Annotated in this window: 40 protein-coding genes, 2 tRNA genes and 1 pseudogene; 20 read left to right on the top strand and 23 right to left on the bottom strand. The window is 39.9% G+C overall.

What is annotated here, in order from left to right; genetic code table 11:
• From FTV27_RS01840 to FTV27_RS01755, 18 genes are all read right to left on the bottom strand, one after another.
• A complete protein-coding gene (locus FTV27_RS01840; RefSeq protein ID WP_180076899.1) occupies positions 1 to 453 on the bottom strand; it encodes a terminase small subunit in 453 nt (150 codons plus the stop codon).
• A gap of 107 nt (positions 454 to 560) precedes the next feature.
• A complete protein-coding gene (locus tag FTV27_RS01835) occupies positions 561 to 716 on the bottom strand; it encodes a hypothetical protein (protein ID WP_180076898.1) in 156 nt (51 codons plus the stop codon).
• Positions 713 to 1,006: an HNH endonuclease gene (locus tag FTV27_RS01830; protein WP_180076897.1), complete on the bottom strand. Its 294-nt coding sequence runs from the start codon at positions 1,004 to 1,006 to the stop codon at positions 713 to 715. Before FTV27_RS01830 ends, FTV27_RS01835 begins: the two co-directional genes overlap by 4 nt.
• Entirely contained in the window at positions 945 to 1,226 is a 282-nt protein-coding gene (locus FTV27_RS01825; protein ID WP_180076896.1) for a hypothetical protein, read from the bottom strand. The genes FTV27_RS01830 and FTV27_RS01825 overlap by 62 nt, the downstream gene beginning before the upstream one ends.
• 255 nt (positions 1,227 to 1,481) lie before the next feature.
• Positions 1,482 to 2,021: a hypothetical protein gene (locus FTV27_RS01820; RefSeq protein ID WP_180076895.1), complete on the bottom strand. Its 540-nt coding sequence runs from the start codon at positions 2,019 to 2,021 to the stop codon at positions 1,482 to 1,484.
• On the bottom strand, positions 2,005 to 2,280 hold the full coding sequence (locus FTV27_RS01815) for a DUF968 domain-containing protein (RefSeq protein ID WP_180076894.1): 276 nt from the start codon (positions 2,278 to 2,280) through the stop codon (positions 2,005 to 2,007). Before FTV27_RS01815 ends, FTV27_RS01820 begins: the two co-directional genes overlap by 17 nt.
• Positions 2,273 to 2,446 (bottom strand): hypothetical protein, encoded by a 174-nt coding sequence (locus FTV27_RS01810; protein WP_180076893.1) that lies wholly within the window; start codon positions 2,444 to 2,446, stop codon positions 2,273 to 2,275. Before FTV27_RS01810 ends, FTV27_RS01815 begins: the two co-directional genes overlap by 8 nt.
• Positions 2,447 to 3,189: 743 nt before the next feature.
• The gene (locus FTV27_RS01805; protein WP_180076892.1) at positions 3,190 to 3,744 is read right to left on the bottom strand and encodes a hypothetical protein; all 555 of its coding nucleotides are present in this window, start codon (positions 3,742 to 3,744) and stop codon (positions 3,190 to 3,192) included.
• Between the two features lie 9 nt (positions 3,745 to 3,753).
• Positions 3,754 to 4,158 carry a DUF1064 domain-containing protein gene (locus FTV27_RS01800; protein WP_180076891.1) on the bottom strand — a complete coding sequence of 135 codons (405 nt, stop codon included), beginning with the start codon at positions 4,156 to 4,158 and terminating at the stop codon, positions 3,754 to 3,756.
• Between the two features lie 170 nt (positions 4,159 to 4,328).
• Positions 4,329 to 4,571 (bottom strand): hypothetical protein, encoded by a 243-nt coding sequence (locus tag FTV27_RS01795; protein ID WP_180076890.1) that lies wholly within the window; start codon positions 4,569 to 4,571, stop codon positions 4,329 to 4,331.
• Complete coding sequence (locus FTV27_RS01790; RefSeq protein WP_180076889.1) at positions 4,568 to 4,792, bottom strand: hypothetical protein; 225 nt, start codon at positions 4,790 to 4,792, stop codon at positions 4,568 to 4,570. Before FTV27_RS01790 ends, FTV27_RS01795 begins: the two co-directional genes overlap by 4 nt.
• Positions 4,789 to 5,079: a hypothetical protein gene (locus FTV27_RS01785; RefSeq protein WP_373687137.1), complete on the bottom strand. Its 291-nt coding sequence runs from the start codon at positions 5,077 to 5,079 to the stop codon at positions 4,789 to 4,791. Before FTV27_RS01785 ends, FTV27_RS01790 begins: the two co-directional genes overlap by 4 nt.
• Entirely contained in the window at positions 5,076 to 5,933 is an 858-nt protein-coding gene (locus FTV27_RS01780) for a hypothetical protein (RefSeq protein ID WP_180076888.1), read from the bottom strand. Before FTV27_RS01780 ends, FTV27_RS01785 begins: the two co-directional genes overlap by 4 nt.
• The gene (locus tag FTV27_RS01775) at positions 5,926 to 6,705 is read right to left on the bottom strand and encodes a YdaU family protein (RefSeq protein WP_180076887.1); all 780 of its coding nucleotides are present in this window, start codon (positions 6,703 to 6,705) and stop codon (positions 5,926 to 5,928) included. The genes FTV27_RS01780 and FTV27_RS01775 overlap by 8 nt, the downstream gene beginning before the upstream one ends.
• Entirely contained in the window at positions 6,705 to 7,052 is a 348-nt protein-coding gene (locus tag FTV27_RS01770; protein WP_180076886.1) for a hypothetical protein, read from the bottom strand. Before FTV27_RS01770 ends, FTV27_RS01775 begins: the two co-directional genes overlap by 1 nt.
• The gene (locus tag FTV27_RS01765) at positions 7,049 to 7,771 is read right to left on the bottom strand and encodes a phage antirepressor KilAC domain-containing protein (RefSeq protein ID WP_180076885.1); all 723 of its coding nucleotides are present in this window, start codon (positions 7,769 to 7,771) and stop codon (positions 7,049 to 7,051) included. The genes FTV27_RS01770 and FTV27_RS01765 overlap by 4 nt, the downstream gene beginning before the upstream one ends.
• A gap of 14 nt (positions 7,772 to 7,785) precedes the next feature.
• Positions 7,786 to 8,040 (bottom strand): hypothetical protein, encoded by a 255-nt coding sequence (locus tag FTV27_RS01760; RefSeq protein ID WP_180076884.1) that lies wholly within the window; start codon positions 8,038 to 8,040, stop codon positions 7,786 to 7,788.
• Positions 8,041 to 8,087: 47 nt separating this feature from the next.
• Positions 8,088 to 8,303, bottom strand: a complete 216-nt coding sequence (locus FTV27_RS01755; protein ID WP_180076883.1) for a hypothetical protein — start codon at positions 8,301 to 8,303, stop codon at positions 8,088 to 8,090.
• Between the two features lie 91 nt (positions 8,304 to 8,394).
• On the opposite strand from FTV27_RS01755, the gene FTV27_RS01750 reads away from it, so the two are divergent.
• The 15 genes from FTV27_RS01750 to FTV27_RS01680 all read left to right on the top strand — a co-directional run bounded on the left by FTV27_RS01750 (position 8,395) and on the right by FTV27_RS01680 (position 15,379).
• Positions 8,395 to 9,063: a S24 family peptidase gene (locus FTV27_RS01750; protein WP_180076882.1), complete on the top strand. Its 669-nt coding sequence runs from the start codon at positions 8,395 to 8,397 to the stop codon at positions 9,061 to 9,063.
• Positions 9,064 to 9,074: 11 nt separating this feature from the next.
• Positions 9,075 to 9,569: a hypothetical protein gene (locus tag FTV27_RS01745; RefSeq protein WP_257229954.1), complete on the top strand. Its 495-nt coding sequence runs from the start codon at positions 9,075 to 9,077 to the stop codon at positions 9,567 to 9,569.
• A 335-nt stretch (positions 9,570 to 9,904) separates the two neighbouring features.
• Positions 9,905 to 10,261 (top strand): hypothetical protein, encoded by a 357-nt coding sequence (locus FTV27_RS01740; protein WP_180076881.1) that lies wholly within the window; start codon positions 9,905 to 9,907, stop codon positions 10,259 to 10,261.
• The gene (locus FTV27_RS01735; protein WP_180076880.1) at positions 10,258 to 10,692 is read left to right on the top strand and encodes a hypothetical protein; all 435 of its coding nucleotides are present in this window, start codon (positions 10,258 to 10,260) and stop codon (positions 10,690 to 10,692) included. Before FTV27_RS01740 ends, FTV27_RS01735 begins: the two co-directional genes overlap by 4 nt.
• Positions 10,689 to 11,606, top strand: coding sequence for a recombinase RecT (locus FTV27_RS01730; RefSeq protein ID WP_180076879.1), 918 nt, complete (start codon positions 10,689 to 10,691; stop codon positions 11,604 to 11,606). The genes FTV27_RS01735 and FTV27_RS01730 overlap by 4 nt, the downstream gene beginning before the upstream one ends.
• Complete coding sequence (locus tag FTV27_RS01725) at positions 11,606 to 12,355, top strand: YqaJ viral recombinase family protein (protein ID WP_218949490.1); 750 nt, start codon at positions 11,606 to 11,608, stop codon at positions 12,353 to 12,355. The genes FTV27_RS01730 and FTV27_RS01725 overlap by 1 nt, the downstream gene beginning before the upstream one ends.
• The gene (locus tag FTV27_RS01720; RefSeq protein ID WP_180076878.1) at positions 12,352 to 12,585 is read left to right on the top strand and encodes a hypothetical protein; all 234 of its coding nucleotides are present in this window, start codon (positions 12,352 to 12,354) and stop codon (positions 12,583 to 12,585) included. Before FTV27_RS01725 ends, FTV27_RS01720 begins: the two co-directional genes overlap by 4 nt.
• Positions 12,582 to 12,896 carry a hypothetical protein gene (locus FTV27_RS01715; RefSeq protein ID WP_180076877.1) on the top strand — a complete coding sequence of 105 codons (315 nt, stop codon included), beginning with the start codon at positions 12,582 to 12,584 and terminating at the stop codon, positions 12,894 to 12,896. The genes FTV27_RS01720 and FTV27_RS01715 overlap by 4 nt, the downstream gene beginning before the upstream one ends.
• Positions 12,896 to 13,141, top strand: coding sequence for a hypothetical protein (locus FTV27_RS01710; RefSeq protein WP_180076876.1), 246 nt, complete (start codon positions 12,896 to 12,898; stop codon positions 13,139 to 13,141). The genes FTV27_RS01715 and FTV27_RS01710 overlap by 1 nt, the downstream gene beginning before the upstream one ends.
• Positions 13,142 to 13,723: an HNH endonuclease signature motif containing protein gene (locus FTV27_RS01705; RefSeq protein WP_180076875.1), complete on the top strand. Its 582-nt coding sequence runs from the start codon at positions 13,142 to 13,144 to the stop codon at positions 13,721 to 13,723.
• The gene (locus FTV27_RS01700) at positions 13,723 to 14,097 is read left to right on the top strand and encodes a hypothetical protein (protein ID WP_180076874.1); all 375 of its coding nucleotides are present in this window, start codon (positions 13,723 to 13,725) and stop codon (positions 14,095 to 14,097) included. The genes FTV27_RS01705 and FTV27_RS01700 overlap by 1 nt, the downstream gene beginning before the upstream one ends.
• Positions 14,094 to 14,504 carry a hypothetical protein gene (locus FTV27_RS01695; protein ID WP_180076873.1) on the top strand — a complete coding sequence of 137 codons (411 nt, stop codon included), beginning with the start codon at positions 14,094 to 14,096 and terminating at the stop codon, positions 14,502 to 14,504. Before FTV27_RS01700 ends, FTV27_RS01695 begins: the two co-directional genes overlap by 4 nt.
• Positions 14,497 to 14,811 (top strand): hypothetical protein, encoded by a 315-nt coding sequence (locus FTV27_RS01690; protein WP_180076872.1) that lies wholly within the window; start codon positions 14,497 to 14,499, stop codon positions 14,809 to 14,811. The genes FTV27_RS01695 and FTV27_RS01690 overlap by 8 nt, the downstream gene beginning before the upstream one ends.
• Positions 14,808 to 15,104, top strand: coding sequence for a hypothetical protein (locus FTV27_RS01685; protein ID WP_180076871.1), 297 nt, complete (start codon positions 14,808 to 14,810; stop codon positions 15,102 to 15,104). The genes FTV27_RS01690 and FTV27_RS01685 overlap by 4 nt, the downstream gene beginning before the upstream one ends.
• Positions 15,104 to 15,379, top strand: coding sequence for a pyocin activator PrtN family protein (locus tag FTV27_RS01680; protein ID WP_180073714.1), 276 nt, complete (start codon positions 15,104 to 15,106; stop codon positions 15,377 to 15,379). Before FTV27_RS01685 ends, FTV27_RS01680 begins: the two co-directional genes overlap by 1 nt.
• Here the strand turns inward: FTV27_RS01680 and FTV27_RS01675 are convergent.
• Complete coding sequence (locus tag FTV27_RS01675; RefSeq protein ID WP_180076870.1) at positions 15,363 to 16,502, bottom strand: tyrosine-type recombinase/integrase; 1,140 nt, start codon at positions 16,500 to 16,502, stop codon at positions 15,363 to 15,365. The genes FTV27_RS01680 and FTV27_RS01675 overlap by 17 nt on opposite strands.
• 188 nt (positions 16,503 to 16,690) lie before the next feature.
• Here FTV27_RS01675 and FTV27_RS01670 point away from each other — a divergent pair.
• Positions 16,691 to 16,972 (top strand): annotated as a pseudogene (locus FTV27_RS01670) (carboxymuconolactone decarboxylase family protein); the annotation flags it as partial.
• A 104-nt stretch (positions 16,973 to 17,076) separates the two neighbouring features.
• Here FTV27_RS01670 and FTV27_RS01665 read toward each other — a convergent pair.
• Together FTV27_RS01665 and FTV27_RS01660 are read right to left on the bottom strand one after the other, a co-directional pair.
• Positions 17,077 to 17,334, bottom strand: coding sequence for a hypothetical protein (locus tag FTV27_RS01665; protein ID WP_180076869.1), 258 nt, complete (start codon positions 17,332 to 17,334; stop codon positions 17,077 to 17,079).
• A gap of 185 nt (positions 17,335 to 17,519) precedes the next feature.
• On the bottom strand, positions 17,520 to 18,698 hold the full coding sequence (locus tag FTV27_RS01660) for a S1C family serine protease (protein WP_078191894.1): 1,179 nt from the start codon (positions 18,696 to 18,698) through the stop codon (positions 17,520 to 17,522).
• 169 nt (positions 18,699 to 18,867) lie between these two features.
• Here FTV27_RS01660 and FTV27_RS01655 point away from each other — a divergent pair, with 169 nt between their 5' ends.
• On the top strand, positions 18,868 to 19,626 hold the full coding sequence (locus FTV27_RS01655; protein WP_180076868.1) for a Nif3-like dinuclear metal center hexameric protein: 759 nt from the start codon (positions 18,868 to 18,870) through the stop codon (positions 19,624 to 19,626).
• Between the two features lie 156 nt (positions 19,627 to 19,782).
• The gene (locus tag FTV27_RS01650; protein WP_078192384.1) at positions 19,783 to 20,409 is read left to right on the top strand and encodes a superoxide dismutase; all 627 of its coding nucleotides are present in this window, start codon (positions 19,783 to 19,785) and stop codon (positions 20,407 to 20,409) included.
• Positions 20,410 to 20,733: 324 nt separating this feature from the next.
• On the opposite strand, the gene FTV27_RS17145 is transcribed toward FTV27_RS01650, so the two are convergent.
• Positions 20,734 to 21,336 (bottom strand): hypothetical protein, encoded by a 603-nt coding sequence (locus tag FTV27_RS17145; RefSeq protein ID WP_257229953.1) that lies wholly within the window; start codon positions 21,334 to 21,336, stop codon positions 20,734 to 20,736.
• Positions 21,337 to 21,349: 13 nt separating this feature from the next.
• Positions 21,350 to 22,078, bottom strand: coding sequence for a hypothetical protein (locus FTV27_RS17140; protein ID WP_257229952.1), 729 nt, complete (start codon positions 22,076 to 22,078; stop codon positions 21,350 to 21,352).
• 496 nt (positions 22,079 to 22,574) lie between these two features.
• On the opposite strand from FTV27_RS17140, the gene FTV27_RS01640 reads away from it, so the two are divergent.
• Positions 22,575 to 22,650: transfer RNA gene (locus tag FTV27_RS01640), tRNA-Asn, on the top strand.
• Positions 22,651 to 22,655: 5 nt separating this feature from the next.
• Positions 22,656 to 22,731: transfer RNA gene (locus FTV27_RS01635), tRNA-Asn, on the top strand.
• Positions 22,732 to 22,915: the final 184 nt, after the last annotated feature.

The following is a 22,915-nucleotide window of genomic DNA, read 5'->3' as shown; positions in this document are numbered from 1 at the left end:
TCAACTTCTCAATTGTGAACCCAGTGTTCCAAACTTCCCTCCTTGAGTGGCTTTTTTAGCTTCATCGGCTTTGGTTTCTTTCTTGCCTTTTTCAGCAACCTTGCCATGGAAATATGGAAGGGCTGCTTTTGCTGCATCCATTCGCAATTTCATATCTTCAACAGGATCAGTCCAGATCTCAGTTAAGAATTTCAAGGGATCAGGCAGTTGGTCCGCATTAGATATTTGTTTTTGAGTGATGATTGGGCGGTCTACAGCCTTAACATCAGGTTTAACATCCTTATCCGCTTTTAGTCGCTCAAGGTATGCAATCACATCAGGATCTTTTGCCATTCTTGAGCCAGCTTGTGATGCTGTTTCGGGGCTGCAACCTGCGAAAATAGCGGCTTCACGATTAGTTGCACCATCAAATTTAGCTTGGGCAAATGCCTTCTTTTTAGCTGTTAAAGCCATGTGCCCTCCTTTAACATTTTCTCAAAAGGGAAATTTTTTTATAAATGAGATCGGGGGCGGTGTCCGCTGGCTTGGCCTTTTGAACTTTTTACCTCCCCCCACCATCTTTAATTTTCCAAATACTTTTCAACTAATGCATCGATGTTTTGCGCACGCTCAATTAGTGCTTGCTTGGTATCGTTTGGGATTCGTGGATCAAACTGCATGCCTCGCATAAAGTTTGCAGTTGATTCAAGTTGTTCTAATAGTTCTTCATTACTCATAGCCTGCTTTCCTTTTGAGTCTTCTCTTTATGACACGGTACACACAACGACTGAAGGTTGGCTTCATCATCTGTACCACCTTGAGCCACGTTCTTAATGTGATCTAACTCTAGATCCATAGTCACACGACCACAGCACTGGCATGTCCACTCATCACGAGTGTGGATCTTCTGCTTCAGTCTGCGCCATGGTCTACCACCTCGACCACTACCCCAATTCTTTTTGAGCTCAGGCCTTGGCTGCTTGGGTGTCATCGCCTGCAGTTTGGTTTGAAGTCTTGGGAGTTTCATTTACTTTTAATTCCGAAAGCTGAGCATCTATCTGCAGCTGGTTAATAGGATTAACCTCAATGATTGCCTTCCAAACATTTCCCACCTCAGCAACCAAAGTCACTTTTGTAACCCCTTCAAGTCTTGAGCCATCATCAAGTAAGACCTGAGTCCCATGTACTGAATGAGCGCCTCGTTCTGATTCTTTCAGCTTGGGTATGATTGATAAAACTTTAGGCATAACTTATTCATCCATATATCTAGGTTGACTTGGCTCGTCCTCGTCGGGATTTAACTGAAGCAACAGCTCCTGTATCTGACTGCTCTGTGTCACTACTACCTGAATTAGCTGACTGTTCTGCTGCAACACCTGGTTGTTCTGCTTTACGATCTCGGTTAGTAAGTCGAGCAATTGCTTTTGTGATGGATTCTTTTGAGTTGTCATACATTGCCTTTAGTTTTTGTCTGCGTTGTTCACAACCTTCACATGCCATAGTTATTCCCTCAAATACATCAAATCATCAGGTACAGTTAAATACACGCCAAGCGTCACACTAGCGAACGCATGAACCTTGTCGCAAAACTCAGTGAATTGTTTTTTATTAAGCTTGCTAGACTTCACATGATCTTGAATAAACATCTTAACCACGCGGTTGTATTTAGCTGTGTGAGTAAGCTTCTCTTGCCCATCAAGCAATCGCAACACATCACGATAACCCATCACAGCCTCGTAAGCTTCCGCTGCCGCCTCACTATCCCTAACACACATACGAGCTAAGAATTTCTTCTTCATCTCATACTTAATGGTTTCAGGCTCATCACCAGTATGCTTAGCCAATTGACCAAACCACATATGCAATAAACGATTCTGCGCCTTACTCCGGTCATCTTCTTTCTGATTGATCCGAACAACTAAAGGCTTGCCATCACTTAACGCATTCGCATGATGTCTATGCATGTAGGCAATTGCTTTACCTACTTCTTCAAATGACTTAATAACGAATGTGGCGGGTTCGAGTTTAGAAATATTCTTCATCCTGCTTACCCATCATCAACTCAACCTTAACCAACCATTGCTCAAACAGCTTTTCACTTTCTTCACGATTGCCTAATTCAAACCGATCAAACGCAGCATGGCATGAATGACAAAGCGGAATTACAAATAGGTCGGATGCCTTAACCCCTCTACCCTTACCATGCTTCGCTGAATTACTGTGTGCTGCTTGGCTTGGTACCTGACCACACCTTACACACGGAAGCTTACGAATCTCAGCCAATCGCTTTGAATCACGCATACAGTGCTTCATGTAAATTCTTAATCCGCTCTTTCAGCTTAATCATGATGCCGTCTATGGTTAGCATCTCTGCCCGCGTCAATCCCGATCTACTGAGATTCTGATATTTCGACAGCTCAGCACTGCAAAATTCTAAGTCTTGTTTCGCTTGTACTTTGTCTGTCATAAATCACAACCTTCTTTGCCGAAGCCATAGCCGTCTTTCATACCCGCCACCCGATAAGAAAAGAAAAACCCCACCAATAATGCATATTGAGTGGGGTTCTGTTTGCCGTAATACGTTCGGCAAAAGCCACCGAAGTGGCGAGGGTCAATTGATCTCTTTCAAACAACTACGACAAACTTTTATCTCATCACCATCGATCGTGTGGTCAATCTCCATCACGCCATGAAAACCGAATAAGCATTTTAAAAATTGGAGCATGTTTTCTCCTTATTTCATCGCAAATCGAAATAACTAAAAATAACTAAATCTGTCAGTAATTTTGTCAGTAATTTATTTATTAAAAGCAATGATTTATTTTATTTTTTAGCTAAAACATGCCGCAATAATGTCGGTAATTTTGTCAGTAATCTGGGTGGCGGTAATCAATTTAAAAACCACTAGAAATTAATAGGAACCGCCATAGGTGCCCTGATATTGCTTACACAAAAAACATTTCTCAGGGCATTAAAAACCAACCAAGAAGAATTACTTCTTAGTTGGCTTGGTAGTGTGCTTAATGGCTCATAACTGACTGCGTTAAGAGTTCACCACGCTCAAGTAATACTCGCCTTTTACAACTAAGTAGCGCCTTTAGGCAACAAAAAAGCCCACCGTTTGGTGAGCTTAATTTAATCATGGTCAGAAACTGCGTAATACGACCAGTATAGTAAAACTATACCCTAGTCTTCGCTAAAACGAAATACCTACGCTTTTAATTCTTTGTAAGTATTTTTCTTATACTTTTTAATCGCATTCGATGCTTCATCAATTGCAGACTCCAAAGCCAAACTCATTAGATTTTCGTACTTCTTCCAAGTCATACGGTAACCATCTGCACCCATCTGCATCGAATTAATACCTGCATAATACAATCGACCTTGCGCTGTGAAATTCCCCTCAAGCTCGGGATTCAAAGCAAAGTCAATTACCATACGTGCAACCAAGTATGCCAAATGATTCATGGTGATATGCTCAGGCTCGCGCTTTTTATCATCCTTGGCATTGACCAACATAATTTTTACCAAGTGATTACGCACATACTCATAATCGCTTTCGCACTTCCCATCAAAGACAATAAGCGCTGTAACTGACTTTGCAAGCTGTGTTTCCATGCTCGCAATCGCACCCAAACGATCTTCATAATTCAAAGGTTTCTCCCCAGTGCCATGCGCTTGTGGCTCAAAGTTTGGTGACTTCGCTGTAATACCTTTAGTCAACCACTCAAACGGTTCAAATTTTTCTGCTGCTACTGCGTTCATACCCTGCCCTCAAACTTCTCTAATATCGATATCGTGTACTGTTTTCATCAAGTGTTTCTTATTGCGATAACTCGGTAAATTTCTCGTTCCCGGCGACTTCACATCCTCAACAATGAATTTCCCATTTTCGATGTACGTAAAATCCGCGAAATACCTCAATTCAGGTTTTGCCCTTTTCTCGCCTTCCAATTTCACCTTAGGTGCCAAGACAAATTTAACCTGACACTTAAGCTCTGAAATTTCACCCCTCTGCATTAACGCTGTAAGCTCGATATAGCGCTTGTACTCTTTTACGCTATCGAACTTCATCCCGTCCTTTTCGATCTTCACAGCATTAAATTTGTTGCGTTTGGTGGCAGTCTTACGACCACCGCCATACTGTTGGCGATATTCAGCGAGGGAGATGCTGGTCATTCGCATTTCGCTTAATCAAATTAAAGCACCCATAATTTCCAACAAACTTCTGCCCGCTATCATCAATTGCCGCAACTACAAAATTCTTAATATGCGTCACAGTTAGTGTGCTTGTTGGTTGCTTCCATGCTTCAACGTCATGCATCACCTTGTCACCAATATGAAATGGATTACTCACACTCACCTCGCTCCAATACAATCTTGACAGCCTCTACCACCTGCTCACATGTCCAGCCATCTCTCGGAGACAAGCCATTCACCCCATGAAGCATGCTTGAGATTTTCCGCATGGACTTCTCAAACCTGTCTTTTCTAACCACTTCGCCCGAAGCATCAAATTCTAGATCTTCAAGATTTGCGTCTTTAAATTGTGGCAAGCGAATATCGCGTTCAGTGACTTGATCTTTACTCATCCCTCAATCACCCTCGTCGTCGGCGCAATATGATTTCTTATGTCTGACACATAGTTGGTTCGGTCGTGGTCTGCAATGGCTTTGCGGAGGTCTGTAATCAAGACATCACCTTTGCATGGAATACCCTCACTACCATAGGCCGCAAGATACACATTGAAGCTTTCTGCCCCATCAGGCGCACCCGCCACAATTTCCCGCATTTGTTCGATTGTTAGGTTCATGCCGTATACCCTTTCTCATGATATGAACGAATTGCATTTTTAGGTCTTTGCAAGCGTTGAGGCTTATATCGAATGTAGTAACAGCTTTTGCATGCAGCTTCATAACAAGTGCTCTTAGTTCCATCTCTCTTTAGTTTTCCTGAGTATGTAAACCAAAATTCATCATCTAAAGGCCAATATTCACCACACTGAATACAGAGTTTTTCTCGACCTAATTCGGTTTCGATATATTTAGGTTTATTCACATCCACCCAATCCAAGGTTTTATTGTCATGTTGATCCTTCACACCCCACCTCCTACACGTTGATCCTCTTCCATAAATCTCAAAGCAAATGGGATCTTCTTATTTTCAAAACTTAAACTTGCTCGGTATTGCTCAAAATTATCGAATGGATCTACATGCTCGAATTCCATGCTTTCAACTTCCTGAGGATCTTTCAAAACCTCGATCATCTTGTTTACTGGTTCGCGCTTGATCAGATCTTGGATTTTCGCTAACGCTTCTTGAGCAGTTGTTTTGAATTTCTGAGCGTCTTGATTTAGCTCCGAGCTTGATTGCTTGTATTCAAGTTGTGCAGCTGCTTCGGGTGCTGGTAGAAATCCCTCCAATTGAGCCTGTTGAATTGCTGCAATCTGCTGATCCTTGTCCACACCAAGACTTGTTGTGTAAACCGGTTTAACCCCAAGGTCTTTCGCTTCAGTAACCAATCGCTCATACACAGCAGTAAAGATCTTCTTAGCTTCAGCCAATTGATACTTGTCACAAGTAGCAACCAAGTCGGCACACTTCTCGAATGCCTTAGCTGCTTGCTCAGTCCACACCACTGTCAATTCGCGACCAGTACCCATTTCGATTGAATTTTTCGCAATCGCCCAGGCTTCATGCGCATCAAGCCATTCTTCTGATTTAGGCTCACACCAATCTCTGAATTCAGGAACTGTTGGCGGCCACTTTTCACTTTTCATACGAGCCATACCACGAGTAAAATCTTCAACCGTCAAACCTTGGTAATTTTCAAGCATCTCTTGAGCGAGTTCAGCGATATCAACACCTGTCCACTGGTCCGCAAACTTCTTGCCGTAGTTCACACGCATTTTGTTGATCAGACGCATAACGTCCTGAGTAGTGATGTTAGGCATTACCCACCTCCTGAATCACAAACGGCTTTTTTGGCGTTACATCAATCGCCTCGTCTGAGAGAGCTTCTTGAATACCTTGCTTCCAACGATCCATTTCGGATGCTGTGCGTTGTTGTGATGTTTGGTAGGTGGGTTGAACTGATTTTTGTTTTTCAGAATCTTGATTTCGCATAATCCATTGAACAAATTTCACCAGTGCTTTGTTGGCAACCATGTGTTGATCTGCGTAGTACAACTCGAATTGTGATTGCAGTTGATCAATGTATTTCTGATCTACCTCATGACGACCTGCCATTTTCAATTTCGTGTTCACCGTGTTCAGGTCAAACGTATATTTATATTGGTTATTGGTTAATGGTTCTTGGTTTATGGTTAATGGTTTATGGTTAGGTGACGGTTCGTGCTTTTCTTCACACGCTTCGTGCACGTTTCGTGACGGTTCGTTCTTGGATTTGCGTTTTTCTTCACGCTGCTTGGCGATTCGTGCATTGGTTTCAGCTTTGGCTTTATAATCCATGAGCTCATCACAAATGCGTTTTTGCACATATCGACCGTCATTTTGTAGTTCAAAAAACTTGGTTAATACGAATTTAACTGCTGCAATTTCCGCCTCGTCACGAGCCCATGCCCAGTCCAATGCTTCTTCTAAAGTCGGGAATGTTTCACGATCGTAAATCGCATCCATGAGTAAGGTATAAGCACCATGCTCAAGCATGGATAAGCGCCCTGCTTTTTTGGCATAATCACCTATGTTGCGTTTGTAGTAATGCATTAGACAGCACCTCGCTCAATCAACTGTCTTGCTAGATCAAATACTTTTTTTGCTGTACTAACATCTGGTGAGTAGATGTGGATTAATTCCAATTTTTCGTAATCAAAATCTTCAACTGTTAATCCCCAGAAAATATGATCGCGCAAACTCTCATAAGCTGACTTAGCATCCCATTCGCCATACTCATAACTCGCTCGATACCATATTTCCCAGGTTCCCTTTGGCACATCATCCCATTCGCTATCGGTATTTTTTGCAAACACCTTTTCTGGATAATTTAGGGGATCAAGCTTCATTAGAAGGGTTTTAGCCGTGTTGCTATTCTTTTTTATTTGACGTTTTTTCATGCCGCTGCTCCTTGCTCTAACCATTTCGCAATGCGCGTGATAAGTTTTTGAGTCAACTTAACTTGCGTAAAAACCTTTTCACCCGACTCAAATAATCGAGGTGCGGAAGTCACAACATGCACAAGCTTTTGATCAATAGACTTTTGATAGGCCTGAATTTTCGAAAAGTTGTCGCGATATACGACTTTGTGGTCCAGTAGGTATTGCGTTAATTGGTTTTGACCAACCTTGAGAACTTTAGCGGCCTCACGAATACCTAAAACATTGGTGCAGTCAGCAATGCGATCTAAGCCTTTTGCTTTTGGTTCGAGGATTGCGACTTGTCCCCGCAACTCAATATTTTCCTGCTCAGCTTGTAGGGCTAATTGGATTAGATCCATGCGGGATAATTCAGTTGGTTTTTGTGGTTGGTAAGCTTGAGCTTCAAGCTCCTGCCAACGATCAACAAGACGTGCAGTGAACTCTGGGCAGAGTTGAGCAACAACGATAATTGAATCGCGCTTGCCTTTTTCACCAGTAAAGACATAGACTTTTGGTATTACACCATTTGCTGATTTAATCCCGTCCTCAATTTGAGGGTGGGAAATAATGTTTGCATTAACTAGGTTTTCAATAGTGCGCTTCACGTTGTCGTGGCGCTTTTCAACTAACTCGGCAATTTCCAAGCTAGTCATTGATTGTTCAGAACTTCCGAACTGTGGTAAAATTGGCATGTTCATATTGACTAGACTCCTTATTGAACATCGAGCTCATCTGTTACAGCAGATGAGCTTTTTTGTGTTTCCCAGTTATTCCCTAACAATCCCAAGCGGGCCATTCGCTCAGCTGCTAATCTTTCTGTATACCCAGTACCAAGCAAGGCGGTATTCAAAATGTCAGATGCAGCTTTATCTATAGTTTCGTTACGAGACATGGCAAGTAATGCCAAACGGTCATGCGCTTCGGGTAAAACCCCTTTAGCTCGAACCTCTCTTTTTGGTAGAGACATAAGTCCTCCTGTTACAATTGATTTGATAAACCCCTTAATCCCCATGTTTAACTCGCCTTTTCCGTTCTTTGCTTGTCATTCATGCGGTACTGGCGAAGCTCAAGTGCATCCTGAATGTGCTGCGGAACTTTTCCACCCCACAAATAAACTGTTTGACGTGCGCCAGTTCTTAAGATTCCAATTTTTGCCAGTGCTTCAGCTAACTTCTGATCTGAATCGGCATTGAAGTGTTTCTTAAGAGAGACTACAGAAGAAAAATCCATAGTAAAAAACCCTTAACTAAAATGTTAAATATAATTTACCACACGTAAAATACATTTACAACGCCACTTGTTAAAATGTTTTTACATTGAGATGAGGGAATACCTTGTGAGTATTGGTCAGAGAATTTCAAAATTGATGTTTGATATGGATGTGAGTAATGCAAAGCTTGCTCGCATGATTGGGGTGTCACGCCCAACCATAGGGAATTGGATAGAAGGCAAGTCAGCTCCAACTGGCGAAAATCTTACAAATCTAGCTAACGCACTCAAGGTAGACCCCAACTGGTTGATGTCAGGAAAAGAATCGCAGGTGCGACTGGATAACAATGTGGATCTTTCCCAGAAAATACCTTTTGATGGTCGTCCGGTGCCTGTGATTTCATGGGTGGCAGCAGGCTCACTTTCTTCTATTGAGACTGTGTTAAGAGACGCTGAAATTGATGAATGGCTCCCACCAAATAAAGACTGCGGAAAAAGTGGTTACGGCTTAAAAGTAACTGGAATGTCAATGTCGCCTTTCTTTCTTCCAGATGACCGTATTTATGTGAATCCTGAAGTGCAAACTTTTGATTTACAAACTGGTGATCTAGTCATTATTGCGTGCTTTGGAGAAACTGAAGCTACCTTTAAAAAATTAATTATTGAAGGTGAAAACAAGTACTTACAGCCATTAAACCCAAATTGGCCAGAGCAAATTATTAAACTCAGTGAAGACTGCCGATTAGTTGGAAAAGTTGTTGGTTTGTATCGAAAGATTTAAAGGGATTTATTGTGTCTATAGATAGATTATTTCAAAACCAAATTTTAAACATAGCAGCAAAGTGCTATCCATTTGATGTAAATCATGAATTGGATGAGTTATTTAAAAATGTTGAAGAGCGAAAGATTGCTGCAAATCTTTGGTATTTAGCTGAACACAAACTGATAAAAGATAAGCCAGTTGAAGTATCCCTTGATGGGTTTATTAGTTTAGGAAATATTGGCATAACCCACCGAGGTTTAGATTTTTTAGCAGATGATGGTGGGTTAAGTGCGATACTTAATGTGGTTACAGTTAAATTTGAAGCTGATACACTAAAGTCTCTAATTGCCATAAAAATTAATCAGTCTGATTTAACCCCAGAGAATAAGAAATCAATGATTGATGCACTCGAAGAGCTTCCTGCTGAGTCCATAAAACACCTGACCATGAAATTACTGGATGAGTGTGTTGATAATCTGCCGGCAGCAATTCTTCTAATTGGAACGTGGTTGAGCTCTTTCTAACAAACTTGAGCAGCATATTTCCCCCATTAAGAAGAAATATATCTGTGTCCACATTCATCTCAGCGTAAATGCCAGGATGCTCACCGTTTAAATGAAAACACAGTCCTTTTAATTGATTCATAAAAAAAACCACCCTACCGCGAACCCAATGCAGCTTAACCCATCCCTGTGATGGGTTTTCTTTTGTCTATTAAAGCACAGCAAATAAATAATGTTAAATTTATTTTACTTAATCGCTTTACAACTTGTTAAATCTATTTTACTATTGACCTCGTAAACATAAAAAAGCCCCGAACAATCTTGGCGGATGCGGGGCGTGAACTACGGGGTTTATTATGGATAGTAACAAGAAACAAATCAAGTTTGCTGGTGGCGCTATTGCACTTGCAGCATTCATTGTCGGTGCATTTTCAATATCACCTGCCTCCACTACCGCACCGATTGATGACAATCAAGTTGTCGTTACAGGCGAAGTAAAGCTTAAGCAAAAACTTAAATTTTGTGCTGAACAATGCCCTGCGCTAATCACTATCGGTGATTACGAAGTATTTGTTGAATATGGGCTTGATGGTGAGTCAATTCGCTATATGGAACCAATGAGCGTTTCCAAAGACGGCATTGAAGTAAATGCATACATCGATCAGGTGGATATTCAAAATATTAACGCTGCGATTTTGCGAGGTGATCAATGAACATCAAAGCTAACACTTTAATCCTTGCTCCTGTATTCCCTGATTTTGAAGTGGCTGAAGACATTGCTATTCAAGATGGCAAGGTTGAATTCACGCTTCAGTATCGCTTCGATTTTATCACTGATGCGTCTATTGAATGCAGCATGCCACTACTTGAATGCACACAAGGTTTTGCAGTTGGTGATTCAGATCCACAGAACTGCCATGAAATTGATATCCCTGCTTTTAAGGCAATTGAAAACACACTGGTAACTGTAATGAAAGCCGATGCCGTAGCAACCAAAGAAGGCAATGAATTTGTCTTACTTCCTGAGCAGTTACGTGACTTGAATGTGTTGATTGTGGATTGGTGTGAAGAGCAGTTTTTGAAGGAATCTGAACAGCAAGCTACTTACGTTGCGGAAGATATTGCAGAGGAGATTTACGGATGAATGCACCAGTGAAAACAGAAAATCAGGTTGCAGAACATGATCCAAAGTCAATAAAGGCTTATGTTTCAGATTCTAAAATCCGTCAAAAATTTGAAGAAGTTCTTGGAAAGAAAACTCAAGGTTTTCTTGCATCGGTGATGCAGGTTGCTAACCAACCACAACTCAAAGGCGCAGTCCCGGCAACTGTGGTTAATGCAGCAATGATGGCAGCAACGCTTGATTTACCAATCAATAATAACCTTGGCTTTGCATACATTGTGCCGTACAAGCGCAAATTTAAAGATGCTCAAGGTAAATGGTCAGAGTCTTTAGAGGCTCAATTTCAGATGGGATACAAAGGCTTCATTCAATTGGCACAGCGTTCAGGTCAGTTTGCACGTATTGCTGCAACACCAGTATTTGAGGGTCAGTTGATTTCAGCAAATCCTCTGCTTGGCTATGAGTTCGACTGGACAGTTCCAAATCAGGGTGAAGCTATTGGCTATGTGGCTTTCTTTAAGCTACTGAATGGCTTTACTGCTGAGCTTTATATGAGTGCTGCTGATGTAAAGAAACATGCAGGGAAATACAGTCAGTCATTCAAATACGGCTCTGGTGTTTGGAAAGATAATTTTGAAGCTATGGCGCTTAAGACAGTGACAAAACTTTTGCTTTCAAAACAAGCACCTCTTTCAATTGAAATGCAAACAGCACAACTTGCAGATCAGGCAATTGTTCGTGATGTTGAAACTAATGATTTTGATTACATCGATCACAATGAAAGTGTTGGTGCGATTGAGTCAAAAGTCACTGTTCCAGATGCTGAGTTCCCTGTGCTTCTTGAGCAAATTAAAGCAGGTGCGTTTGAGAAAGATTATGTGCTGAGTGAGTACGCGCTCACAGATGCTCAAAAAGTAGCGGTGGAGGCTCAGTAATGAAACTATTCCGCTGTTCATCTCTACATAAACTTATTGGTGATGCTCAAAGCATTGCCAGTGAGTTGCGAAATGATGAAATTAACACTCTCATTCGTAAGAAAAAGCGCACCGAAGAGGAAAATGCTTTAGTTCAAAAACTCAAAGATGCATCACTTTCTGATACTGCGAAAAATGCGATTCGCGATGTTGTGAAAGAGGATTTATATACATTCCACTCATTCAAAGGGAATCAATTCACAGCTAAAGGCAACTTGCTAGAAGATTTAGCAATCGAAATGTCAGGCAAGATGCGCTTCAAAAAGTTTAAAAAGCATGAAGGTCGTGTGAATACAGATTTGATCACTGGTGAGTGCGACATTCTTGATTTAGATCGCAAGCTCATTATCGACACAAAATGTACTTGGGACATTGGCACGCATCCTTTTTTTATTGATGAGGCCATGGAGAAAGTTAAAAAGGCAGGCTATGACATTCAGATGCAAGCCTATATGTGGCTTTACGAATGTGAAGTGGCGAACATTGATTTTTGGCTATTCCCTTGCCCCATCGAACTCACAAAGGATTGGGATGATCGGGAGCAATTGATTGATCTTGTTGAAAAGATTGATATTCGTGAGCGCCTTACAACTGTGGTGATTGAGCGTGATGAGACAATCATTCAGAAGATCAAAGACAAAATCCCACACTGCCAAGCGTACTACGAAAAGTTATTTACTGAACGTAGCAAAGGGAGGATTGCAGCATGAAATTCTTAAAAATTGGCAACACGATTCTTAATGTTTCACAAATTGAATGCGTCACTGAAAACCTTGTCACTGTTGGCTATGTTGACAATGATAATTCGCCTTTTGGCAAGGCGATCAAAGAGGTAAAAGGCATTCAGGTTTATATGATCGATGCATCCAGTCAGGGTGGCTGCTTTGTCTTTGAAAGCGAAACCATTGAATCGTTCTATGAAAAATTGGTGGCAGCATGAAACTACCAAACAGCATTTCACCCACCTTTATCGAATGGCTAGATCGTGGCGGTCACAAAATTGAACTCAAGAAAAACGCCATGATTGTAAAAAAGCAATTTAGCGATGGTGTGAAACGCAGCGTGATTCCTTTCGAGCGTCACGAAATTAAAGAGTTTTATGAATTGGACGAATACCTATCCCAGCGTTATGAGCTTTTTCTAAAGCAGTATTTCAACAATGGGAAAGGTTTTATTCAGGATTTGCATTTAGCTATGGCGAGCAAGTATCGCAAGGCTGTGATGATGAATAATTTGGCGAAGGTGGTGTGATGAGTACATTAAAAGATTTAAACAAGCATCTGTTTGATCAGTTGGGTCGTTTAGCTAAGGCTGACAAAGATGAGCTTGAAACTGAGGTAAAACGCGCTCAAACAATTCAAGGCATTAGTGCTGAGATTATCAAGGCACACGCCACTCAGTTGGATGCGGTTAGGTTGGTCGCTCAGCACAAAGGCTTAAATCAGGATCAGCAAGCACCACGCATTGCGCTTGGCGATATGAATGTCGAGGTTTAAATGAAAGTTAAATACACACCTGAAATGGATGCCTTTTTGATTAAGCACACAATCATGCCTCGCAAGGAATTAACCGAGCTTTTTAATGCTGAGTTTAGTGTGAGTGTCAATGTGGATCAGATTAAGGCTCACTGCCTCAGGATTGGTGCTAAAACTGGCCGTACTGGTCGCTTGGAAAAGGGCCATGTTACTTGGAATAAAGGCATGAAAGGCTATAAACCAAGTCCAGAAACATTGTGGAAAAAAGGCAATATTCCTCACACTTCAGCACCAGTTGGTTATGAGTACATCACTAAAGATGGCTACATCGAGCGCAAGTTTGAGGGTGAGCGTCAAATGAAGCTAAAGCATAAGTACCTGTGGGAGAAGGCTAATGGCCCTATCCCTAGTGGTCACGCATTAATCTTTAAAAACGGCATTAAAACCGATTGTCGCTTGGATAACTTGATGTTGGTGAGCCGTGCGGAATTGCTTGCAATGAACCGTAAATTTAAAGAATTGCAGCGACCTGAAACAAAGGAAACCGTTGCGCTTTTAGCAAAGCTTTATGTGCAAAGTCAGAATATTGAAAAGGTGGCGTGATGGATATTCAAAATAATGCGATTGTAATTGATGCTGATACTGAAGCCTTGGACAGTCAGATTACTCAAATCTCAAATGATTTTGCTGAAACTTATTATCTTGATAATGAACAGCAAGAAGAATTAGAAATGCTTGTTGCTAAAGCCATGAAACTTGGTGAGCTATATGAGCGTCAAAAGTGGCAAGCCAAAGCCCAAGCGGTGCCTGAAGGGTTTGTTTTGGTTCCAAGACAACCCAATGAGAAGACACTTATAAAAATGTCATGGTCGGTGGTACTAGGTGAAGATCAACACGGCAACTCTGTTTACTTATCAATTGATGAGGCAAAACAAGCGTATGAGGCAGTGATCAAAGCACAGGAGCAAGGCCAATGAATGGTATCCAGGCGGTTATTGCCGTAAACGAAGGAAAAAGCGTTCAGTACTACGATCATGAGGATGATGCATGGTTAAGTTTCGATAAAAAAACAGGATTTCGGGTGGGTTGTTTGCTCGGTGAGCCCAATCACCAAGGCCAAGTTGCAAAGTTTAGAATTAAACCATCGTTTATTTTGCTTAATGGCATAAAGGTTCCAGCACCATTACAGGAAGAACCCACCAGTCCAATTAACTATTGGTGGTTTAACCCCAAAAAACCAAATGGCATTGCTACGGGAAAATGGCTTGATGATGATGAAGATCATGCAATCTTTAATAATATTGGTATTTACCTAGAGGAAGAGGATGTTGTTCAGGTTCGGGATGCTTATAGAGAGGTATTAAAGGAGCCAGCCAATGACTGAAATTCAATTAACAAAACCCCAATTCGCTCAGCTCCAAATTGACAACTTAACGTCAAAAGATATGCCCTACTTTGAAAATTGGGATGCGCAGGAAGTTGGACTGTTTAATGCGATTGTTAATGCAGTCGATTACGACAATGAGTTTACTTTCAATATGCGTGGTTGGTCACGTCAGCGTGTGGTAAATGGCACAGGCGGAATGATCGAAGTTAATGAAATGAATGCGGATGAGCTATACCACTTGTTTAGTTGTTATTTGAGTGGGTTTTCGAGTGGCGTGGTAAAGGCTTTGGGAGAGGTGTCGTGAGAAGTCCTGATCAAATTGGAATTACTTGGGAAGAAAATCAACTCTTGATGCAGCAGCTCAGAGAAAAGGCGGCTTTAGAACACCGCCTCCAGCATAATATTTTTGAGGTTGGGGATAAGGTTGTTTCAACGCTTGATGGTGATGAAGATTGGAAAAATGCTGTTTGCGAAATATTAGCGTTTCACAAGAAAATGGCAATAACTACAGGTTTTAGTTGCGCTATTCATCACTATGATTACAGACACGCCACAGATGAAGAAATCAAAGCAGGTAAAAGATTGGAGGTGAAGTGATGGGAGCATTGCAGTTTTCAACTTATGACTACTTGTTTTTAAAGCATCGCTCTGTTGTGGTGAAGTTGCTTGATATTGCGGATGAATACTATCCATCCCTAAAAAAAGCGACTGTGCATCAGATGGCGACCGAAAACAAGTTCCCCTTTCCAGTGTTTAAGCTGGATCAGAAAAGCCGTACAGCGCCATATTTCGTAAACTTGCGGGATTTGGCAGATGCGCTAGATAAAGAGCATCGAAGCGCATCAAAAGACTTTGCTACATTTCACCAATGATCTGTAGCAGGTCATCTAGCTGTAAAATGTTCACCCTCTTTTTTACCGACACATATCGCTCAAGGCTGCTCCATGTGTCATGCAATGTGACTTGCTGTATTTGCGGAATAGTTAATCCATTCTCAGCAAGTCGTGTTGCCCCCTCGTGTCTTAAATCATGAAACCTAAAGTCGCTCATGCCTAAAATGTGGCAGGACTGATTAAACTCGGATGCTATAGCAATGGCAGACAGCGGTACAAGTAAATCACTATCACCACCCATCTTCAGCATTCTTGATCTTGTATCATCCTGCATTAGAAGCTCAATGATTTTTTGGCAGCCTAAAAGCACATTAAAATACTTGTGATTTCCTTTTGAGCCATTGGGGTTTTTTAGATCCCGAACCATCCATGATTGATGTTTTTTATCATAATCGCTTAACCGTATTCGGGTTATCTCTGCTTGTCGCCTGCATGAAAAAATGGCGAATAGAACAATTAAGTGCATTGGGTAAGCAGTCCGCCCACGATTCCATTTATCAAGATAATGCAGCAACAGGTTTTTTAATTCGGCATTTGATAGCAACCTATCTCGCCTGTCTGACTTCTTGATCTGTCGTGTCTTCCTGAGTTGTAGGCAGGCGTTGTTAAATTCATTCAAATTGACATTGATACGCCACATCACAGAAGCATGAGTCAAGATGGACTTAATATTTTGGAGTTCATTTAAGATGGTTGATGGCAAGACTGGGTCAAGGCCCAACTTGCTATAGCCTTTCTTCCGCAGAGCCACATGCTCGGAAACATGGGTGGCATTAATTTGTTCTAAATACACCTTGGCAATAGGTAGTTTCGCAATTAGATCAAGCGACCTGTTTTTAGTACGACCAAACTCACCACCAACTTCTTCTTTATATTTTGCAATAGCAGCAGCAATCGTCATTGACTTATTATTGATACCAAGCAAAATATCAGGATTATCTGCTATTTCTTGCTCACGCTTGTTGAGCCAGTTTGATGCAGTGCGCATGGTGCCAAAGGTTTTACTTTCCTTGTACTCAGGCAAACCAGTGCGTTTAATGCGTATTTCAGCACGATAACGGATAGCACCGCTGACGCTTTTGCGCTGTGTGATTGTTCCCATTTTTACGCCATTTAATGTTTTTCTCAGATGGCGTAAATTATGGCGTAATTCGATAATCTTTAATACTTGTTAATCTGTATTAATCGTTATTAATCGGCAAGCGGCTTATTTAATTAAAGTACTGTAATTTATAATAAAATATATAAGATATTGATATTTAAAACATATTTAGCATTTATATTAATGTGATGCAAGATTGGATTAATGAGCATGCATGGGGTTCAACTTGGCAGCGTGAAGGCGTTTTTCCCCGTAAATATCGCTCACTGATTACCATTGCATTTTTAACTGCACAAAAAAGTCCAACAGAACTCAAGGGTCATGTCCGAGGTGCTTTAAATAATGGGGCGACTGTAGAAGAAATTCAGGAAGTGTTACTTCATAGTTTGCCATATTGTGGCGCACCGGCGACTCAAGAAGCATTTCGTGCGGCACTTGAAGTCATTAATGACTATCAAAAATCTGAATAAGTTACTGCGTTATAAAACGGCTTTAGAAAACTACGATTATTGTGGTTTTCTAAAGGGTTTCATCTTGTTTTTAACTTACGACCTTAAATGCAGTGAATCCCGAATCAAATCCAGTAGACATTAAAATTATAGAAGAATTCATTCACTTCAAATCGAACTTGATATCCCAATTCTGTAAGCTCAGCAGATAAACTTCGAATCTCTTCTAAAGCTAAATGCTTGGGTAAAACCGTAAATACGGCAGTATTCCCCTGTTTAGCATTTTCCTCAATCAGCAAAGCCAAACGTGCCTTATATAAGGCGATATCTAAATTGGCTTGAGTGGATAAAACTTTGGCATGTTCCGCGGGTAAAAAGCTCATATTCTTATACGCTTATCTGATTATTATTGCTTATAAATTAAGCCAAATTCAGCAAAGTGTTCAATGCATTTTTGTAATTGATATTTCAATTACAAAGCGCATTGTTTGGCCCAAACGATGCACTTAAAAGCGATGTGCAAAAAAGGAACTCAAAAAAAATCCCTCATGAAGAGGGATTTTCTATGCTAGCGGGGTAATGGAATATATTGCGAGTCACTGTTTTGAGTTTGCGGTTTACGCTCTCCCACTTGTACAGGTAATGTCATCGCCTTTCCGTCTCGCTCAATGTCAATTTGCATAGTGCTCAATGGCGCTTGCTGTGCAACGTAATTGATTAAATGCGAAGTCGAGGTAATTAGCTCATTATTCACTTTCATGATTTTATCACCACGTTTTAAACCTGCTTGTGCTGCAGGTCCATTGCGAATGACATCTGCGACAATCACGCCATTCACCCGTGGATCTAAAATATTTTCTTGTTTAATTGGAAGTAAACTAATACCTAACCAACCACGTACCACTCGCCCATCTTTTAAAATAGCGTTCAGCACTTGTTGGCACACTTTTGCAGGAATGGCAAAACCAATCCCCAAAGAGCCACCTGACTGCGAGAAGATCGCGGTATTTACACCAATTAAGTTCCCTGCAACATCAATTAAAGCACCACCAGAGTTGCCGGGGTTGATCGCAGCATCTGTTTGAATAAAGTCTTCGTAGGTATTGATCCCCAAATCTGAACGACCTGTAGCCGAAATAATCCCTTGCGTAACCGTCTGACCTACGCCAAAAGGGTTACCAATCGCTAGGACAACATCACCGACTTCATTGCCACTTAGCTTAAACGGCAAAACCGGTAATTGACTCATTTCAATCTTAATCACAGCTAGGTCTGTATCTGGGTCTGTGCCTACAACTTTCGCTTCAGCACGGCGACCATCATGTAAAGCCACAACGATCTGATCGGCCTGCGCAATCACATGGTTATTCGTCAAAATATAGCCATCTGGACGAACAATCACACCTGAACCTAAACTATTTTCGTTTTGATTGGTTTGATCTGGAAGTTGATTACCAAAAAACTCACGGTAAACCGGATCATTTAATAAAGGATGATCCAATTGTTTCACTTTTTGCGTAGTGAAAATATTGACAACCGCTGGCGCAGCAACTTTTACCGCAGCACTATACGAAACTACACCGCCTGTACGCGACGTATCAATGAGGGGCTCAACCTTTTCTGCAGGCATTTTAACCCCATCTGGGGCAATGGGTGCTTTAGGTTTTTGAACCTGTTGCCATGTAAAGAAACCGATGATCACAAGTATTAATAATACCCAAGGTAACCATGTAAAGGTCCGACGCACGTCTATATCCTCTAAATTTTATAATTCATTGATGGCTAAATAATTTATATCGTATTGTAATGTAATCTTTTCAACAAAATTAAAAATAAATACAGAGATTTGTGATTCTTTAGTTACAATTTAAACAATCGTAAATTTTGATGCATCTCTTTGAGATTTTGGACAGTATATGGCTCAGTTAAGTGAAATTATTCAGTGGTGTGACAGCACACTCAAAACACATGAATTTAAGGACTATGCTCCCAATGGCTTGCAAATTGAAGGCTCAGCAGAAGTGCATAAAATTTTATGTGCAGTTACCGCATCACAAACAGCGATTGAAGCCGCGATAGCAGCAAAAGCTGATTTGCTATTGGTACACCATGGTTATTTTTGGAAAGGTGAAGCTTACCCAATCACAGGTATGCGTGGCAAACGCATCAAAACCCTGATCAAAAACGATATTTCACTCGTTGGTTATCACTTACCTTTAGATAGTCACCCTACTTTAGGTAATAATGCAGCGATAGCAGATTTGCTCGAATTAAAGAATATTGAAGCCTTAGATCCTACTGAGCGCAATCCTATTGGCAATGTTGGTTATTTAAAACAAGCAATGACTCCAACAGCGTTTAAAGACTTCGTTTCTGAAAAATTAGGATTTGATGTCATTCACTTGCCGGCAGATAAACCATCGATTCAAAAAATTGGTTTGTGTACGGGTGGCGCACAAGACTTTATTGGCAAAGCCGCTGCATTAGATTGTGATGCGTACATTTCAGGTGAAGTGAGTGAACGTACTTTTTACGAAGCTGAAGAATTAAATGTGCATTATTATGCATGTGGACATCATGCAACTGAAAGATATGGTGTACAACGACTCGCAAAAGCTATTTCAGAACAGTTCAATATTGAGTATAGTTATTTCGAATTAAACAACCCGATTTAATTTAAATCGTCCTGGTCTTTGGCTCAGTCCTTATACGTATATTTTCAGGCTTTATTCTGTATTGTTATTTATAAGCAATGCGCATTTTACTGCAAGAATCTATTACAATAACGGCACTTAATGTCAAAACCCAGCAAAATGCAAGGAATTGAAAACATGACAACGATTACTTTACCAGCGTTACCTTACGGTTACGAAGATCTTGCTCCTCATATCAGCAAAGAAACTTTAGAATACCATCACGACAAACACCACAATACTTATGTGGTTAACCTAAACAAAGCAATTGAAGGTACTGACCTTGCTGGCAAAACTTTAGAAGAAATCATCACTGCTGTTAAAGGCGATGCTTCTAAAGCTGGTATCTTCAACAATGCAGCTCAAGTATGGAACCACACATTCTATTGGAACTGTATGGCTAAAAACGGTGGCGGTAAAGCTACTGGCGCTTTAGCAGCTAAAATCGACGAAGCTTTCGGTTCTTACGAAAAATTCGCTGAAGAATTTGCAAATGCTGCTGCAACTCAGTTCGGTTCAGGTTGGGCTTGGTTAGTTGCTGACGAAGTAAACGGCAACCTTTCTATCCTTAAAACTTCAAATGCTGACACTCCACTTGCTCACGGTAAAGTTGCTGTGTTGACTATCGACGTTTGGGAACACGCTTACTACATCGATTTCCGTAACGCTCGTCCTAAATACATCTCTACTTTCTTAGAAAGCCTAGTGAACTGGGACTATGCAAACGCTAAATATGCAGGTCAAGCTGCTGGCGTTGAAAAATAAGTTTTAAAACTTATTCAAAAGTCAAAAAAATCACCCTTTTAGGGTGATTTTTTATGGGTTCTATAATTCTAAATTTATAAAAAGTTATTAGAACTTCTGTTTCTTTTTTTAGTTTCAGTGAAGCTAAAAAAATCTATGCAACATGGACTATTTTTCCCATGTTGCATGATAAACATTTAAAAAATTTAAAATCCGTAGTTATGGCCTTTCCCAACACAAGATTCTGAAATTTATTAAAATTAAGGTGTTTTCAAATACTATGTATTAAATTAATTGTAGGAGAATTACCATAGTTATATTTTTGAGAGTATAACTACGCAATTATTACCTTAAGAGATCATTTACGCCTAAATGACCAAACTTGCCATTTATTAGACGACCATCATCTAACTGCACGTTTTTAAATTCTATAGTTCCCTCTGAATCATTGACAGTTACACCACTACAATGATTATTCGTCAATTTACAGTTCCATTTCAGATAGATATTCACATTTAATTGACCCTTCTGTGGTCTTTGATAAGCTACATTTACATTTTTAGTTATAGTATCGTATTTCACTGTGAACTCTAGATCAGATTGCTTATCTCGACTCATAAAACGATAATATTTACTTTCATTCTCTGCATATGCAACTGCTGAAACAGTTTCATCAATTTTAAAAACTTCATCTCCTGCAATGACTTGACCATAAGGAATTTTTTTCACAAAACCTCCAGATACTTCTAAGTCTGGAGACGCAGTATATTCAACAGGGTTAGTAAATAAGTTATTGATGAATTTAAAGGTCGTTATACCATTTTCATAATCTGTATTTAATGTAAAATCTCGATTGAAGTAACCTTTATATATGTACACATCTTTAGGTTGCTCATTACTGAAATAATTCCCCTCTGTTAAGATAAATCTATCATGATCAATATCCAAAGGATTATTAAAATTAAAATAATATTCTTTTATCGGTCGTAAAACTTAAAACAGAACTAGTTTTCCAATCCAAAAACTTTTCTATTGTTGCAGGTTTACCATTAACAATTAAGTCTGATTTCGCAGGATATTCATTAAATCTTTTGCTATCCCATACTGGCCAATCAGAATTTACTTCAAACTTAACAGAGCCTTTAATTTTAGCTGTAGATGCAAAGCCAATATTATTTAAACGTCCTGTTATAGAACCATTTGCATCTATAATAAAATAAGTTTTGCCATTACTCTGCTTTTCAATTTTATAAGAAAATGTATCACTGCATGAATTTTGACATTGAACCCGCAGATACCCGTTAGCATTTTCCGAATAGCTAAAAACTCCAACTTTATCGTCATTAGGATAAAAATAAAGACCCGCCAAATTATTAATATGGGCAGACAAATCATTGCTTGGTGTAAGAATTTCTAGATTCCACATATTATTGTTAGTAGCAGATGCTTCAATCACACTATCTGTGTGAAATGGTGAAAACTTGATAGTTGAGTGATTAGCAATGCCAGAATTTTCAATTTCAAAATAGCCATGTGTCAAATCTGGACTTAGTACAGAAGTTTCTTCAATAGGCTTAGGCACAGATGTTTCTGATGACGTTGGACTACTTTCTCCTCCCCCTCCACCGCATGCGACTAATAAAATAGATAAGAGAGTTGAAGTTAATAATTTTCTTCCAATGTGAAGCATATAAATTCCTATTTAAAAATAAATTTTTAAATTTTATAAAATATTGAATTTAGAATACTTTTTTAAATATTCAATAACATTTCATGAAACTTTGTTTTGTTCTTATACAGGAAGCTAAGCCATTTGTGTACTTAGAAGATTTATTTATCTAAAAATTATTAAAAAAATCTGCTAATTAATTAAAACAACTGGAATTTACTGACTAATTATTAACTATTTCAATATAATAAAGGTCATCCGAAATGACGGTACATAGTGCTCTCAGCATGTTCAGAACTAGAATAGCGATCTAACGCAACCTTACCCACCATTCCATCCATCACTCTATTAACTATAATTGTTAAAGTATTCCGATAGGGTTTAACGCAACAAAAGCTTAAAATAATCAATAAATAAGCAAGAAACTCATCTTTGGATAATAAAAAAACATTTAAGCGCTTTATCTTTTATTTTTACTTGACCGCTTTAGCTTTCATCCCTAAAATGCGCATCAGATTCTCCAATAGCTCAGTCGGTAGAGCGACGGACTGTTAATCCGCAGGTCCCTGGTTCGAGCCCAGGTTGGAGAGCCATCTATTCTTCCATAGCTCAGTCGGTAGAGCGACGGACTGTTAATCCGCAGGTCCCTGGTTCGAGCCCAGGTGGAAGAGCCAGATTCTAAAAAGCCCACTCATTGCGAAGTGGGTTTTTTATTGCCTGATATTTAACAAAGCATACCTACTTTTTTGTTTTTGCTTTCCTAATAAGTATCCGTATATGTACCAAGTTGTCTGATTCGGCTATTTTTAAAACACTTAATTTGATTTTTCTGTATTTTATTTAAATCAGGCTTGACCA

Source organism: Acinetobacter sp. YH12251, assembly GCF_013417465.1.
In the GTDB taxonomy this organism is placed as follows: domain Bacteria; phylum Pseudomonadota; class Gammaproteobacteria; order Pseudomonadales; family Moraxellaceae; genus Acinetobacter; species Acinetobacter amyesii.
Note: the sequence above shows the minus strand (reverse complement) of the source record. Positions and strands in the feature narration are given on the sequence as shown.

Bases quoted from the DNA above. Each gene is read 5' to 3' on its own strand.
- FTV27_RS01740 (WP_180076881.1), top strand. From the start codon at position 9,905: ATGGATAGTAACAAGAAACAAATCAAGTTTGCTGGTGGCGCTATTGCA.
- FTV27_RS01800 (WP_180076891.1), bottom strand. From the start codon at position 4,158: ATGACCAGCATCTCCCTCGCTGAATATCGCCAACAGTATGGCGGTGGT.
- FTV27_RS01650 (WP_078192384.1), top strand. From the start codon at position 19,783: ATGACAACGATTACTTTACCAGCGTTACCTTACGGTTACGAAGATCTT.
- FTV27_RS01765 (WP_180076885.1), bottom strand. From the start codon at position 7,771: ATGAACATGCCAATTTTACCACAGTTCGGAAGTTCTGAACAATCAATG.
- FTV27_RS01710 (WP_180076876.1), top strand. From the start codon at position 12,896: ATGAGTACATTAAAAGATTTAAACAAGCATCTGTTTGATCAGTTGGGT.
- FTV27_RS01810 (WP_180076893.1), bottom strand. From the start codon at position 2,446: ATGACAGACAAAGTACAAGCGAAACAAGACTTAGAATTTTGCAGTGCT.
- FTV27_RS01840 (WP_180076899.1), bottom strand. From the start codon at position 453: ATGGCTTTAACAGCTAAAAAGAAGGCATTTGCCCAAGCTAAATTTGAT.
- FTV27_RS01820 (WP_180076895.1), bottom strand. From the start codon at position 2,021: ATGAAGAATATTTCTAAACTCGAACCCGCCACATTCGTTATTAAGTCA.
- FTV27_RS01830 (WP_180076897.1), bottom strand. From the start codon at position 1,006: ATGAAACTCCCAAGACTTCAAACCAAACTGCAGGCGATGACACCCAAG.
- FTV27_RS01705 (WP_180076875.1), top strand. From the start codon at position 13,142: ATGAAAGTTAAATACACACCTGAAATGGATGCCTTTTTGATTAAGCAC.
- FTV27_RS17140 (WP_257229952.1), bottom strand. From the start codon at position 22,078: ATGCTTCACATTGGAAGAAAATTATTAACTTCAACTCTCTTATCTATT.
- FTV27_RS01735 (WP_180076880.1), top strand. From the start codon at position 10,258: ATGAACATCAAAGCTAACACTTTAATCCTTGCTCCTGTATTCCCTGAT.
- FTV27_RS01760 (WP_180076884.1), bottom strand. From the start codon at position 8,040: ATGTCTCTACCAAAAAGAGAGGTTCGAGCTAAAGGGGTTTTACCCGAA.
- FTV27_RS01725 (WP_218949490.1), top strand. From the start codon at position 11,606: ATGAAACTATTCCGCTGTTCATCTCTACATAAACTTATTGGTGATGCT.
- FTV27_RS01655 (WP_180076868.1), top strand. From the start codon at position 18,868: ATGGCTCAGTTAAGTGAAATTATTCAGTGGTGTGACAGCACACTCAAA.
- FTV27_RS01690 (WP_180076872.1), top strand. From the start codon at position 14,497: ATGACTGAAATTCAATTAACAAAACCCCAATTCGCTCAGCTCCAAATT.
- FTV27_RS01715 (WP_180076877.1), top strand. From the start codon at position 12,582: ATGAAACTACCAAACAGCATTTCACCCACCTTTATCGAATGGCTAGAT.
- FTV27_RS01780 (WP_180076888.1), bottom strand. From the start codon at position 5,933: ATGCCTAACATCACTACTCAGGACGTTATGCGTCTGATCAACAAAATG.
- FTV27_RS01755 (WP_180076883.1), bottom strand. From the start codon at position 8,303: ATGGATTTTTCTTCTGTAGTCTCTCTTAAGAAACACTTCAATGCCGAT.
- FTV27_RS01665 (WP_180076869.1), bottom strand. From the start codon at position 17,334: ATGAGCTTTTTACCCGCGGAACATGCCAAAGTTTTATCCACTCAAGCC.
- FTV27_RS01790 (WP_180076889.1), bottom strand. From the start codon at position 4,792: ATGAACCTAACAATCGAACAAATGCGGGAAATTGTGGCGGGTGCGCCT.
- FTV27_RS01815 (WP_180076894.1), bottom strand. From the start codon at position 2,280: ATGCGTGATTCAAAGCGATTGGCTGAGATTCGTAAGCTTCCGTGTGTA.
- FTV27_RS01775 (WP_180076887.1), bottom strand. From the start codon at position 6,705: ATGCATTACTACAAACGCAACATAGGTGATTATGCCAAAAAAGCAGGG.
- FTV27_RS01805 (WP_180076892.1), bottom strand. From the start codon at position 3,744: ATGAACGCAGTAGCAGCAGAAAAATTTGAACCGTTTGAGTGGTTGACT.
- FTV27_RS01825 (WP_180076896.1), bottom strand. From the start codon at position 1,226: ATGCCTAAAGTTTTATCAATCATACCCAAGCTGAAAGAATCAGAACGA.
- FTV27_RS01680 (WP_180073714.1), top strand. From the start codon at position 15,104: ATGGGAGCATTGCAGTTTTCAACTTATGACTACTTGTTTTTAAAGCAT.
- FTV27_RS01720 (WP_180076878.1), top strand. From the start codon at position 12,352: ATGAAATTCTTAAAAATTGGCAACACGATTCTTAATGTTTCACAAATT.
- FTV27_RS01835 (WP_180076898.1), bottom strand. From the start codon at position 716: ATGAGTAATGAAGAACTATTAGAACAACTTGAATCAACTGCAAACTTT.
- FTV27_RS01675 (WP_180076870.1), bottom strand. From the start codon at position 16,502: ATGGGAACAATCACACAGCGCAAAAGCGTCAGCGGTGCTATCCGTTAT.
- FTV27_RS01730 (WP_180076879.1), top strand. From the start codon at position 10,689: ATGAATGCACCAGTGAAAACAGAAAATCAGGTTGCAGAACATGATCCA.
- FTV27_RS01700 (WP_180076874.1), top strand. From the start codon at position 13,723: ATGGATATTCAAAATAATGCGATTGTAATTGATGCTGATACTGAAGCC.
- FTV27_RS01795 (WP_180076890.1), bottom strand. From the start codon at position 4,571: ATGAGTAAAGATCAAGTCACTGAACGCGATATTCGCTTGCCACAATTT.
- FTV27_RS01750 (WP_180076882.1), top strand. From the start codon at position 8,395: ATGAGGGAATACCTTGTGAGTATTGGTCAGAGAATTTCAAAATTGATG.
- FTV27_RS01695 (WP_180076873.1), top strand. From the start codon at position 14,094: ATGAATGGTATCCAGGCGGTTATTGCCGTAAACGAAGGAAAAAGCGTT.
- FTV27_RS01770 (WP_180076886.1), bottom strand. From the start codon at position 7,052: ATGAAAAAACGTCAAATAAAAAAGAATAGCAACACGGCTAAAACCCTT.